11 protein-coding genes, 1 tRNA gene and 1 pseudogene are annotated in these 12184 nt (G+C 61.7%); 10 read left to right on the top strand and 3 right to left on the bottom strand.

Annotation, left to right across the window (positions count from 1 at the left end; genetic code table 11):
• Positions 1-86: 86 nt before the first annotated feature.
• From QM780_RS09960 to QM780_RS09945, 4 genes and pseudogenes are all read left to right on the top strand, one after another.
• A pseudogene (locus QM780_RS09960) lies at positions 87-637 on the top strand (IS110 family transposase); the annotation flags it as partial.
• A 525-nt stretch (positions 638-1162) separates the two neighbouring features.
• Positions 1163-1522 carry a DUF3489 domain-containing protein gene (locus QM780_RS09955; RefSeq protein ID WP_415070328.1) on the top strand — a complete coding sequence of 120 codons (360 nt, stop codon included), beginning with the start codon at positions 1163-1165 and terminating at the stop codon, positions 1520-1522.
• 1 nt (position 1523) lies between these two features.
• Positions 1524-1967: a DUF2924 domain-containing protein gene (locus tag QM780_RS09950; protein ID WP_415070327.1), complete on the top strand. Its 444-nt coding sequence runs from the start codon at positions 1524-1526 to the stop codon at positions 1965-1967.
• The gene (locus QM780_RS09945) at positions 1964-3679 is read left to right on the top strand and encodes a recombinase family protein (RefSeq protein ID WP_415070326.1); all 1716 of its coding nucleotides are present in this window, start codon (positions 1964-1966) and stop codon (positions 3677-3679) included. Before QM780_RS09950 ends, QM780_RS09945 begins: the two co-directional genes overlap by 4 nt.
• A gap of 190 nt (positions 3680-3869) precedes the next feature.
• Here QM780_RS09945 and QM780_RS09940 read toward each other — a convergent pair.
• Positions 3870-3943 (bottom strand) — tRNA-Gln (locus QM780_RS09940).
• A 168-nt stretch (positions 3944-4111) separates the two neighbouring features.
• A complete protein-coding gene (locus QM780_RS09935; RefSeq protein ID WP_415070325.1) occupies positions 4112-4891 on the bottom strand; it encodes a M15 family metallopeptidase in 780 nt (259 codons plus the stop codon).
• A 197-nt stretch (positions 4892-5088) separates the two neighbouring features.
• Between QM780_RS09935 and QM780_RS09930 the strand changes: the two genes are divergently transcribed.
• The 6 genes from QM780_RS09930 to QM780_RS09905 all read left to right on the top strand — a co-directional run bounded on the left by QM780_RS09930 (position 5089) and on the right by QM780_RS09905 (position 11647).
• The gene (locus tag QM780_RS09930; protein WP_415070324.1) at positions 5089-6414 is read left to right on the top strand and encodes a Ppx/GppA phosphatase family protein; all 1326 of its coding nucleotides are present in this window, start codon (positions 5089-5091) and stop codon (positions 6412-6414) included.
• The gene (locus tag QM780_RS09925) at positions 6411-7148 is read left to right on the top strand and encodes an RlmE family RNA methyltransferase (RefSeq protein ID WP_415070323.1); all 738 of its coding nucleotides are present in this window, start codon (positions 6411-6413) and stop codon (positions 7146-7148) included. Before QM780_RS09930 ends, QM780_RS09925 begins: the two co-directional genes overlap by 4 nt.
• A gap of 322 nt (positions 7149-7470) precedes the next feature.
• Entirely contained in the window at positions 7471-8985 is a 1515-nt protein-coding gene (gene guaB / locus QM780_RS09920; protein ID WP_415070322.1) for an IMP dehydrogenase, read from the top strand.
• A 44-nt stretch (positions 8986-9029) separates the two neighbouring features.
• The gene (locus QM780_RS09915) at positions 9030-9452 is read left to right on the top strand and encodes an MAPEG family protein (protein WP_415070321.1); all 423 of its coding nucleotides are present in this window, start codon (positions 9030-9032) and stop codon (positions 9450-9452) included.
• A 12-nt stretch (positions 9453-9464) separates the two neighbouring features.
• Positions 9465-10757: an RsmB/NOP family class I SAM-dependent RNA methyltransferase gene (locus tag QM780_RS09910; protein ID WP_415070320.1), complete on the top strand. Its 1293-nt coding sequence runs from the start codon at positions 9465-9467 to the stop codon at positions 10755-10757.
• Between the two features lie 302 nt (positions 10758-11059).
• Complete coding sequence (locus tag QM780_RS09905) at positions 11060-11647, top strand: SET domain-containing protein (protein ID WP_415070318.1); 588 nt, start codon at positions 11060-11062, stop codon at positions 11645-11647.
• Positions 11648-11655: 8 nt separating this feature from the next.
• On the opposite strand, the gene QM780_RS09900 is transcribed toward QM780_RS09905, so the two are convergent.
• The gene (locus QM780_RS09900) at positions 11656-12054 is read right to left on the bottom strand and encodes an SET domain-containing protein (RefSeq protein WP_415070316.1); all 399 of its coding nucleotides are present in this window, start codon (positions 12052-12054) and stop codon (positions 11656-11658) included.
• Positions 12055-12184: the final 130 nt, after the last annotated feature.

Here is a 12184-nt window from a genome sequence, read left to right as displayed (position 1 = left end):
GTCCGCTAATGGAATGGACCGGCTGCTTCACCGAAACGGCGGGTTAGCCTGAGAGGCTTTAACCCCCAATCAGGAGAAGCAGTCCCATGACAAGCAATCACGGCCAGACCGCCCAGACCTTCGCATCCATCGGCATCGATATCGGCAAGGATGTCTTCCACATCGTCGGCTTTGACACCGCTGGGAAGATCGTCCTGCGCAAGAAGTTCAAGCGCTTGGCGCTGGAGAGCGAACTCGCCAAGCTGGCGCCGAGCATTGTCGGGCTCGAGGCTTGCCTTAGCGCCCACTTCGTCAGCCGCACGCTGCGCCGGTTGGGACACACGCCACGCATCATCCCGGCGATCTACGTCAAGCCGTTCATCAAGGGTCAGAAGAACGACTACACCGATGCCGAGGCCATCGCCGAGGCGGCTCTGCGGCCCAAGCGCGGCAGCCGGTACCTGCGCACGCTCTTCATCCAGGCGGCCAACGTCATTCTGATGCGTCCGCCAACCTGGGAGCGCTTCAGCTTCGGGGCTTGGCTAAAGGCGGCGCAGCCGCGCCTCCATCGCAACAAGCTGGCAACGGCGCTCGCAATAAGCTTGCTCGCATCGCCTGGAGCGTGCTGAGGCACAATACTGCCTTCGATGCCCATCGACACGAGGTCGTGGATCTAGTCGCCCGGCCATCACAGGAGTTCGCGATTGAGAACAGCAGCATGGAACGGATCAACGAGCGCGCCCAGAGTTCTGATGACCCAAATGGTTGGCTGGCGACCTATCCGCTAATGAGACCAAAGACGCGTTGCGTATTCCCATCGAGGCCACGGCCCGCGAGCCGATAAACAGGCCAGATACATATCAGCGATGTCCGAAACGTGCGCCGAACTCTCTTGCGATCAGCAGCCGGTCCATATATTGGGTCAAAAAGAGCCGTTTCGCGTCCAGTCGTTTGAAGTCCGCTTGTCGTCCGTAACCGTACATCGCAATTTTTAACTGAGTGCCCGAATTCGCACATTGTCAGCGAGAACAGCCCTCGACTTCTGCCGCAAAGGACGCATTGGTGGGTGTGACTAGCGCCGACGTTAAGGGGCGCCGAGTTTTTTAGGGCTCGCCTCGCGGAAAGCGGGGCTTTGGGTGGTGCGGGCGCCAATAGGGGCGCGCCCTAAACCCAGGAGCCATAAATGACATCAGTAGAGACGATCTCATCCGCGCAGGCCTCGAAGGCCACATCACGAAATAAAGCCGCCAAAGCAAAGCCGGCGGCCAAGCAGCCATCAGCAGCGCCGACAGCAAGTAAAGCCGATATCGGTGACGGATCGCACACGGCACGCGTCACAAAGCATGATCGCGTTCTGACGCTGCTTAGTCGACGCGAGGGAGCGTCCATCCAGGAGATGATGGAAGCAACCGACTGGCAGCAACACAGTGTCCGTGGCTTCCTCGCCGGCACGGTTAAAAAGAAGCTTGGCTTTAACCTCACCTCGAAGAAGCTCGACGGAGAGCTTCGCCGCTATCGCATCGAAACCAAGCGCGGTCGCTGACGTGAAAAGCACATCACTCGACATCGCGGCCGAGCTATCGCGGCTCGAAGGCCTGACCAACTTCGAGCTGCGTGGCGAGTGGCGGCGGCTGCATTCCATGCAGCCGCCGAAGAGCCTCTCCCGCGATCTCTTGCTTCACGGCATCACCTACAAAATCCAGGAGAGGGCTTTCGGCGGCCTCTCCAAATCTGTCCGTCGCAAGTTAAGTGGTGCGGTGCTGGAGGCACCCCAGGGTGTTATTCGCAAAGCCGCCCCGGCCCTCGTAAAATCAGGCACACGGCTTGTTCGCGAGTGGAATGGGCAGACACATACCGTGCTTGTCCACGCGGACGGCGTCGAGTGGCGTGGCAAGCGCTATAGGTCGCTCTCGGTCGTCGCGCGGGAGATTACCGGCGCGCACTGGTCCGGCCCGCGCTTCTTCGGTCTGGACGGGCGCTCAAAATGAAACGCCTGAGCTGCGCGATCTATACCCGCAAGTCCTCAGAAGAGGGCCTTGAAAAGGAGTTCAACTCGCTCGACGCACAGCGAGAGGCCTGCGCTGCATTCATCCTGAGCCAAAAGCATGCTGGCTGGGCGTGCCTTCCCGACCTCTACGACGACGGAGGCCTTTCGGGCGGCACGATGGACCGGCCGGCACTCCGACGGCTGCTGAACGACATCCAAGCCGGGAAGGTCCAGATCGTCGTTGTCTACAAGGTCGACCGGCTGACGCGGTCACTCGCTGATTTTGCCAAGATCGTCGATGTGTTCGACGCGCACGGCGCCTCGTTCGTCTCGGTGACGCAGCAGTTCAACACCACGACGTCCATGGGCCGGCTCACGCTCAATATGCTTCTGTCATTCGCGCAGTTCGAGCGTGAGATCGCCGGCGAGCGCATTCGCGACAAGATTGCGGCATCCAAGGCCAAGGGTATGTGGATGGGCGGCAATGTTCCGCTGGGATACGATGTCCAGGATCGCAAGCTGATCGTGAACGAGGTCGAAGCCGAAACCGTCCGCATGATCTTCCGGCGCTATGCGGAACTCGGATCGGTGAGAGCGCTCGGACATGAACTTGACCGGCTGGGTGTTGTCAGCAAGTGCCGCGAAGGCGCAGTTGGCGTCTTGTCGGGCGGGAACCGCTTCTCTCGCGGTGCCCTCTATACGCTTCTGCAGAACCACCTCTATCGCGGTGAGATCGCACACCAGGGCAACATCTATCCCGGTCAGCACGAGGCGATCATTGACGCTGAACTCTGGGAAGTTGTGCAAGAGAAGCTCGCAGCGAACCGACAGGCGCGGGTGCTTGGCGCGAATGCTGAAGATCCGAGCTTGTTTTCAGGATTGATCTTGGACGGTGAAAGACAGCGGATGACACCGACCCATGCTGTCAAGAAGGGCCGCCGCTACCGGTACTATGTCTCGACGTCATTGATCACAGGCATCCGTTCGGACCACGCCAAGGGTTGGCGCCTCCCCGCGGGCGATGTTGAGGCATTGGTCCTTGATCGGCTCCGCGCATTCTTTGCCTCGCAGCCGGACGTTGGAGAAGCATTGTCGTGCTTTGATCTGGATGCCTCGATATTGCGTTTGGCACTTTCGAAGGCAACGCAACTCGCTGAAGAGTGGGCGACACTGCCGCCGATCAGGATACGAGAACTCGTCCGATCGGTCGTCGAGAATGTCGAGATCCATGAGGTAAAGGTCACCGTTTCGTTGAAGCGAAAGGGAGTTGCGTCCGACCTACTCGGCGGCACTTGCAGTCTGCCAGCGATTTCAGTGCCGGAAACATTCGAACTGTGCATTGGGGCGAAGCTGCGTCGCGCAGGGAAGGGCATCCGCTTGGTGGTTGGCGGCGGCCTTGCCGAAAAGCCTGATGGGCAGATGGTGGCCTTATTGCGCGACGCATACGCGACCCGCGATGCCCTGATGACAGGCCGCGACGCGACCATTGACGCGATGGGACAGCGGCTTGGGGTCAGGCGAGACTATTTGTCGGCGCACATGCGCCTGACGTATCTCGCGCCAGATATAGTGCGCGCGTTCGTGTCAGGACGATATCCACCCGAGCTGACACCGGCGCGTCTGCTCTCTCTTTGCAAAGACCTGCCGCACGACTGGGAGCTTCAGCGCGCAGTTCTCGGATTTGAGACGCAGCCGCATGCCGGTGGCGCCTAAAAACGATGCGAGTTTGACCGGCCGAAAAATGCCGACAGAGATAAATAGGCCTCGAAGCGCGAGAATCTCTCCCAGAGACGCGGCCTGCTGCACGAGATCCCAAAATGTGGGTTGACAAGCCGCGGATTTTGCGGCGAAATTCCGCGTACAGAAATCGCATAATATGCAGCGATTTCAATAACTTAGTCGCTGGCTGGGGGACTAGGATTCGAACCTAGACAGGCAGAGTCAGAGTCTGCAGTCCTACCATTAGACGATCCCCCAAAGCCGGGATCAGGCGAGCCAAGCGGCCGCCGGGAGCGCGCGTCATAGCAGCAGCGACCCGCATTCGCAAGCTCAGGCCAAAGTCCCGCATCCGGCCCCCCAAAAATGACGATGCGGCAGCGGGTAGCCTGCCTCGAAGGGAGGCGTCGCCAATCCAAGCGGCGCGTCTTACCGGCCGGCCCCGAGAAGCTCAGGCCGGTACTCGAAATGCATCGTGTCGAAGTGGTACCAGCGTCCACCCCAGATGAAGCCGTGCTTCTCAAAAACGTCGACGATCTCGCGAGGGATTTCATTTCGGTAGACGGGTTCCGCATTCGGACCTCCTTTGGCCCACCGCCAATAATTCGAATGCTTCGTCGCAATGTCGATCGCAATCCCGTAGCCGTGACCGGAGCGCTGCGTCGTGCCCGCGATCGTCCGGCAGAGATAGCCTCCCGCGGAGGGAACGAGATAAATGTCGAAAGCTTTCGGAAGCGCATCGAGTTCGCGGCTCACGGCCTCTAGGTGCTCGGCGACGCCGTTGCGTTTCGAGATCATGATTCGCTGCCCGGATTTTCGCGGCAACCAGATGATGGCCGTCAAAGAGTCAGCGAACCCTGGCTTCCGGCAGTCACCGTAAACCTTCGTGAAGAAAGCTTCGTTGCGCGCCCGGCCCGGATCAAAATCGGGCGTCGGCGGTGTCGCGGCTTCGCCTTGCGGATAGGGAAGCCGGAACATGTCCTTGATGCTCGGATGCGCAAGCCATGCTTCGAACGCCTTTGGCTGGCCGTCTCCGAGCGGGAGCCTCGTCCCGTCCTTGAAAATCAAGTCGTCACCATCAAGGCCCGCGACATAATCGGGATAGCCGGCCTTGAGACGTGCGGCGATGTCGGCATTTTGCAGACCATCAGCAACACAAGGACCGGCAACGGGTCCCGGGCCCAACGCTGCAAACGCCAGAAAACTCAAGCCAACCAGGCGCCGCGCGCTTGCGGACCGGATGCGAGTTGAGGCTTTTACGCTCGGTGCGATGTTAAGCATCCACAAGAGCTTTACGGGCGGGCGCGACCTGATACACTTCCCTCCAACTGAGGTCCAGATCAATGGCCTGAAGAGCGCGGCGCTTCGCGGCGAGCTGCTGTCGTACCAGGTCCTGGAGAGAAAATTTGACGCCCGAAAACTCCGGGCCTGACGCGTGTGACGCGGCGGGCCCCCCGGATAAGTCCGATGATGGGATCACTGATCCCGCCGATTTGAGCGATCTTTCACAGTCGCATCACGGCCGCGATACCGGGCAGCAACTCCTTCACGGCGCAGCAGCATCGACACAGGTTTCAGACAGGACTGCGTCGCGCCCGAACGGAGACGGCAGCTCGACTGGGAGATACCGGAGCCAAGACGCGGCGCCGTTCTCGAATGGGCTCAGCCATTTGGGCGGAGAGAAGATTTACGGCGCGCTCGACCTTGGAACCAACAATTGCCGTCTGCTGCTGGCCCGGCCCTCGCGTCGCGGCTTTCGCGTGGTCGATGCCTTCTCGCGCATTATTCGCTTGGGCGAAGGCGTCAGCCAAACCGGCCGACTTTCGGAACTTGCGATGGATCGCACGATGGAGGCGTTGAAAGTTTGCGCCGGCAAATTGCAGCGCCACAGCGTCTCGCGGACACGGCTCGTTGCCACCCAGGCATGCCGCGTCGCCGCCAACGGTCCGGCGTTTGTCGATCGGGTCAGGAACAACTTCAATCTCGATATTGAAATCCTCACCCCGGAGATCGAGGCGCATCTTGCAGTCGCCGGTTGCGCCACGCTGATCGATCCGGCCACCGATTACGTGCTCGTATTCGACATCGGCGGCGGCTCATCCGAGATCATCTGGCTCGACATGACGCGCCTCGGCGTGAGGCAGGACGTTTTGACCGGACGTGGCGACGTCGACGACGCCATCGTCGCTTGGGAATCGCTTCCCGTCGGCGTCGTGACACTCGCCGAACGCTTCGGCGGCCGAGAGGTGACGGCCGAAAGCTTCGCTGCCATGTCGGACGCGGTGACCAAACTATTGCTGCCGTTCGAAGCCAAGCATGACTTTCGCTCACGCACGGCGGGCAAGCCGATGCACTTTCTCGGCACTTCCGGCACGGTCACGACGATCGCTGGCGTCATGCTCGGGCTCGAACGTTACGACAGGAAACGTGTCGACGGCATCTGGCTCGGCACCGAAGATATAAAAGACGTCACTTCGGATCTCCTTGCGCAGAGCTACGAGGAGCGGATCATGCAGCCGTGCATCGGTCGCGAACGCGCCGATCTCGTGCTCGCGGGTTGTGCGATCCTCGACGCCATTCTGCGGCTTTGGCCGTCTGATAGGCTGCGCGTCGCCGATCGCGGCCTGCGCGAAGGCATCTTGATGCGCCTGATGATGGAAGACGGCGTGTGGAGGGCAGGCCGCCGCCGTCGTGGACGCGGCAGGCGCGCGAAGGGAGCCCAGGCATCGTGAGCGGCAAAGGCAACAAAGGCGGCGCCGGCGGCAGCCATTCGAGTTTGAGCGGAGGCCAGCGTCAGCTTCGAACCACGGTCAAGACGGCCCGCAAGCGTTCGGTCTCGTCGGCGCGCTGGCTCGAGCGGCAGCTGAACGATCCCTACGTCACGGCATCGAAGCGCGAGGGTCTTCGCTCGCGTGCGGCTTTCAAGCTTCGCGAGATCGATGCGCGATATCACTTCTTGAAACCGGGCCAGCGCGTCATCGATCTCGGCGCCGCTCCCGGCGGCTGGTCGCAGGAAGCGGCCGAACGCGTCAAGGCGGCAGACGGCAAGGGCCAGGTCGTCGCCATCGACTATCTGGCTTTCGAGCCGATCCCTGGTGTCGACATCATCGAGATGGATTTCACCGCTCCCGGCGCCGAGGAATTATTGAAGTCACGCCTTCGTGGCGGCCGCGCCGACGTCGTCCTTTCCGATATGGCGGCGCCCACCGTCGGCCACGCCAAGACCGATCACCTCCGCATCATGGGATTGGCCGAAGCTGCCGCCGCGTTTGCAGCCGACGTCCTGGAGCCCGGTGGCGTCTTCCTTTGCAAAGTCTTCCAAGGCGGCACCGAGCGCGATTTGCTCGACATGCTAAAGCGCGATTTCAAGACCGTGCGCCACGTCAAGCCGCCGGCCAGCCGAGCCGAAAGCTCCGAACTCTATGTGCTGGCAACCGGATTTCGAGGTGAGGGAGGGTCGACCTGAGGCCAGAAAGGCCGGTCGCCGGGATTGCTTCCCATCGCGCCGAGGGCAGGGAAAACGCTCCACCACCTGCCGACGGCCCCGACTCGAGAGGCAAAACCTATGGGGGCTATGAACCCCGTGGCGCCTGTTTCGCAGACTTCCGCGACATCGTGATGACGACTTCAGGCCGATTTCGCGACGTTCTTGAATTGGTTACCAGCCGCCACATTTGACGCGGCACGGGACGCTTCCAACGGCGAAACCTTGGTGATATAGACCCCGCGACAATGTTCCGCCCCAGGGGGCCTGAACGTGTCGCCCCCCAAAATCTGGAGAAGTCGGCATGACTTCGAGCCTATCGGCGCTCGATTCGGCGATCGCACTTACCTTCGACGATGTTTTGCTCGTGCCGGGTCCCTCCGACGTGATGCCGGGCCAGACCGACGTCGCGACCCAGTTGACCAAGTCCGTAAGGCTCAACATTCCGCTTTTGTCCTCGGCAATGGACACCGTCACCGAAGCGCGGCTCGCGATCGCCATGGCGCAGGAAGGCGGCATCGGTGTCCTTCATCGCAATCTGACGATTGAAGAGCAGGCCCGCCATGTTGCGCAGGTTAAGCGCTACGAGAGCGGCATCGTCCTCGATCCGGTTACGATCGCCCCCCACAAATCGCTGGGCGAAGCCCTGAAGCTGATGGCCGAGAAAGGCGTCACCGGCGTCCCGGTGGTTTCAGGTGGCAAGGAAGCGCCCGACGGCAGCGCCGGCAAAGGCAAGCTCGTCGGCATCCTGACCAACCGCGACGTCCGCTTTGCGACGAGCCTGGAACGGCCGGTTTCCGAGTTCATGACCAAGGAAAACCTGGTCACCGTCAAGCGCAACGTCGCGCCGGATGATGCCAAGAAGCTTCTGCACAAGAACCGCATCGAAAAGCTGATCGTCGTCGACGAACAGGGCAACTGCATCGGCCTCATCACCGTCAAGGACATCGAGAAAGCAGCCAAGCATCCGAACGCATCGAAGGATGCTCAGGGTCGGCTTCGCGTCGCCGCCGCCACGACCGTTGGCGAAGATGGTTTCGAGCGCACCGAACGCCTCATCGCAGCCGGTTGCGATGTCATCGTTGTCGACACGGCCCACGGCCATTCCGCGAAAGTCATCGACGCGGTTGCCCGCATCAAGCGGCAGTCGAACAGCGCCCAGGTCATCGCCGGCAACGTCGCCACCGCCGACGCCACGAAGGCTCTGATCGACGCCGGCGCCGACGCCGTGAAGGTCGGCATCGGTCCAGGCTCGATCTGCACGACGCGTATCGTTGCAGGCGTTGGTGTTCCCCAGCTCACCGCCGTCATGGAATGCGCGAAAGAAGCCTCGCGCCACGGCGTTCCCGTCATCGCCGACGGCGGCATCCGCTTTTCCGGCGATATCGCCAAGGCCATCGCCGCAGGCGCGTCCTGTGTGATGATCGGTTCGCTTCTAGCTGGCACCGATGAAGCGCCCGGCGAGACGTATCTCTACCAGGGCCGCACCTACAAGTCCTACCGCGGCATGGGCTCGGTCGGCGCGATGGCGCGTGGCTCGGCCGATCGTTACTTCCAGGCAGAAGTTCGCGATACGCTGAAGCTCGTTCCGGAAGGCATCGAGGGCCAGGTCCCCTATAAGGGTCCGATGGAAGCCGTCGTTCACCAGCTTGTCGGCGGCCTTCGCGCCGGCATGGGGTATCTCGGCGCTAAGACCATCCCCGAGATGCAAAAGCGCGCCAAGTTCGTGCGCATTTCTCCTGCCGGCATTCAGGAAAGCCATGCTCATGGCGTCATGATTACGCGCGAAAGCCCGAACTATCCGGGCGTCGGCCGGTAGTCTATTGAGACGAGTGCGAGCGCGCCTATCCGCGAGGCCCAATCATGACGGTCACTGAATTCCTGCTGCCTGTTTTCGTCCAGGTTGGACTGACGCTCGTTCTCATCGTCATGACGGCGATTTCCCGCCTCTCGAACTTTCAACTAGGCGAGGTTAGAACCCAGGACATCGCTCTCGGTGAACCGCGGTGGCCGACAAAGACGACGCAACGCGCCAATGCGTTCAAGAACCAGTTCGAACTCCCGGTACTCTTTTATGTTCTCGTCGCCTTCATCCTGATCACGAAGGTCGGCGATATTCTGCTCTTGGTGCTGGCCTGGGCCTTCGTCATCTTGCGCATCGCCCACGCCTACGTTCATACCACCAACAACAACGTCAGAGTTCGCGGCCGCATATACGGCGGCGGCCTTGTCGTGCTGATTGCGATGTGGATCATCTTCGCGATCAAGATCCTTACCGGCGCCTGAGATGTCATCCCGATGAAAGCCGGTGCCCGCATCGCCGCGGCGATTGAAGTCTTGGAAGCGATCATCCTTCGCTATCAGCCGGTCGCCATCGCTTTGACCGATTGGGGCAAGGCGCACCGCTTCGCCGGTTCCGGCGACCGCAACGCCATTGGCGGCCTCGTCTATGACGCCATGCGCCGGCGCGGTTCGATAGCCTGGGCGCTGGGTGCGGACACGCCCCGCGCGCTTGCCATCGGCGCCGCGCCCTCGGCGCTCGGACTGACGCCCGATGCCGTCATCGCGGCCTGCGACGGTGCCGATCACGCTCCCTCGCCATTGTCGGAGGCGGAAAAATCCGGCCTGACACGGTCGCTGGACGACGCGCCGGATCAGGTCGCAGCCGACATTCCCGAATGGCTCTGGCCGTCCTTTTCCAGCCAATTCAGCGCCGACGCCGTCGCCGAAGGCCAAGCGATGGCCCGCCGCGCGCCCGCCGATCTTCGCGTCAATACGCTGAAGTCGACTCGCGAAAAGGTCCTGAAGGCGCTTGCGAGTTTCGGCGCCGAGCCGTGTGATCTCTCGCCTATCGGCGTCCGTGTGCCGCCGCCCGTCGGCGCGCAGCGCACGCCGAATCTTCAGGCCGAAGCGGCGTTCCAAGCGGGCTGGTTCGAAATCCAGGACGAAGGCTCTCAGATCGCCGCGCTGCTGTCGGGCGCCGGCCCACGCAAGCAGGTTCTCGATCTCTGCGCCGGGGCGGGCGGCAAGACGCTGGCGCTCGCCGCGCTTATGCAGAACACGGGTCAGATTTACGCTTACGACGCCGACCGGAACCAGCTGAAGCCGATCTTCGAACGCATCAAGCGGGCGGGCGTCCGCAACGTCCAGGTCCTCCGGGCCGGGGACGAGGCTGCCGTCGATGCCCTCGGTCCCCGCTTCGACGTCGTCGTCGCAGACGCGCCCTGCACCGGCACCGGAACGTGGCGCCGCCGGCCCGATGCCAAATGGCGGCTTAAGCCCGAGGCGCTCAAAGCGCGTATGGCCGAACAGAAGTCGGTTCTGAAGCGGGCGGCAAGTCTCGTCAAACCGGGCGGCCGTCTGCTTTATGTGACGTGCTCGATCCTGCCCGAGGAAAACACCGCCCAGATTTCGCGTTTTCTCGAAGAAAACGCGGATTTCTTCGTCATGCCGACCGCCGAAATCTGGAGGCAGGCTTTCGAAACGGAGCCGCCCGCTTCCGCCGACGGCCGCCCGGACTCCCTTCTGCTGACGCCGCATCGTCATGGCACCGACGGCTTCTTCATCGCCGCGTTAGGCCGAAAGGCATAATCGAAACTTTCTGTGGATTGAGATTCGCGGACACACCGCGCGTCGTGGTTTTGCGCAGCGCGCGATTTCATCAGCACACCGCGTTGCGCCGGAATTTTTCTCTTGCCTCGTTACGCTCAGACACAAAATGTGAGCGAGGCCTCTCGCGTAAATGCCCATATTTCATCGTTGACATCACGCGTCATCAAACTATCTCATCAGGCGTTTGCCGCTGGCTCGCGGCAGATCGAGGGACAGGTGCCATGGGAAGCATTTTATTGCGGCACTCCGCCCACGCTCGTGAGGCCAATTGAGGTCAATGAATGAGCGGTAGGCCCCACTCCTTCCTCTCTCCGAAATGCGAAGTCCATCCGACTCCCGACCGCGGCGGCCACACCGTCGTTGCGCGCGAAGCCATCGCCAAAGGCGAGCTGATCGTGGTCTGGAGCGGCAAGCTCGTGAGCGGCGAGGAACTGAATGAAATGCCCTCGTCCGTGAAGCGATATTCCCTTCAGGTCGAGGAAAACCAGTATCTGGTTTCGCTGTCGGACTGCGAACCGCCGGATTACGTCAACCATTGCTGTGATCCGAACTCCGGTTTGTCCGGCCAAATCACGCTGGTGGCGATGCGCGATATCTCGCCCGGCGAAGAGATCACCTACGATTACGCCATGAGCGACGGCTCGCCCTACGATGAGTTCACGTGCTCGTGCGGCTCGCCGCATTGTCGTGGGCACGTGTCGGGTCAGGACTGGATGCGGACGGACCTTTGGCGCCGGTACGCTGGATATTTCTCGCCCTACCTCCAGCGCCGCATCTTGGCGATTCAGGCACTGCGCTCGCTGGCGGCGAAGCGCCGGCGCGTGCTCCGCAAGTCGGGCGCCGAGCCGGTCTTGGTGCCCGGAGAATAGTAGGCGGGCTACTTGCCGCTCCCGAGCTTCACATCAACGTGCGCATCGAATGTGCGGTAGTCGCACGTCATCTCTTCACCCGCCTGAATATCGCGCGTGGCGATGTCATATCCTTCGATGGCGCCTGGTTCGTGCACGCCTTCCGTATTGGGATCGTCCGCATGATTCATGAAGCGGGCGTTATCCGCGCAGAGCACGAAACGCCCGCTCGCAGCATTGAGATAGACGTGGTTGAGTAGATCGGACCGCGCCGGTTCCGGGAGCCTGTCGATCTCAGCTGCCGTCAAAAGCCGATCGAAATCGCCCATGAATCGCCACGTCACGGCCCCCTTCGGAATGTCCTCGGCGGCAAAAAGGCCGATTCCCGCGATATCGCTCAATCCGAGCCGCGTCTTGACCATGAGCATGCCGGCGTCACCTTCTCTTTTCTCGCCCGATGCTTAACTCAAGGGCCCAGGGCTTCCAAGACGGCCTCTCCATACACGGCGCGCCTGCCGCAGCAGGCAACATTGCAGCCGGCGCCGACTTCGCGTAGGG

It is taken from the genome of Hyphomicrobium sp., assembly GCF_047600905.1.
Classification (GTDB): Bacteria; Pseudomonadota; Alphaproteobacteria; order Rhizobiales; family Hyphomicrobiaceae; genus Hyphomicrobium_B.
Note: the sequence above shows the minus strand (reverse complement) of the source record. Positions and strands in the feature narration are given on the sequence as shown.

Excerpts from the sequence above, each read along its gene's own strand:
- guaB (WP_415070322.1), top strand. The coding sequence starts at position 7,471 with ATGACTTCGAGCCTATCGGCGCTCGATTCGGCGATCGCACTTACCTTC.
- QM780_RS09910 (WP_415070320.1), top strand. The coding sequence starts at position 9,465 with ATGAAAGCCGGTGCCCGCATCGCCGCGGCGATTGAAGTCTTGGAAGCG.
- QM780_RS09955 (WP_415070328.1), top strand. The coding sequence starts at position 1,163 with ATGACATCAGTAGAGACGATCTCATCCGCGCAGGCCTCGAAGGCCACA.
- QM780_RS09905 (WP_415070318.1), top strand. The coding sequence starts at position 11,060 with ATGAGCGGTAGGCCCCACTCCTTCCTCTCTCCGAAATGCGAAGTCCAT.
- QM780_RS09945 (WP_415070326.1), top strand. The coding sequence starts at position 1,964 with ATGAAACGCCTGAGCTGCGCGATCTATACCCGCAAGTCCTCAGAAGAG.
- QM780_RS09915 (WP_415070321.1), top strand. The coding sequence starts at position 9,030 with ATGACGGTCACTGAATTCCTGCTGCCTGTTTTCGTCCAGGTTGGACTG.
- QM780_RS09900 (WP_415070316.1), bottom strand. The coding sequence starts at position 12,054 with ATGCTCATGGTCAAGACGCGGCTCGGATTGAGCGATATCGCGGGAATC.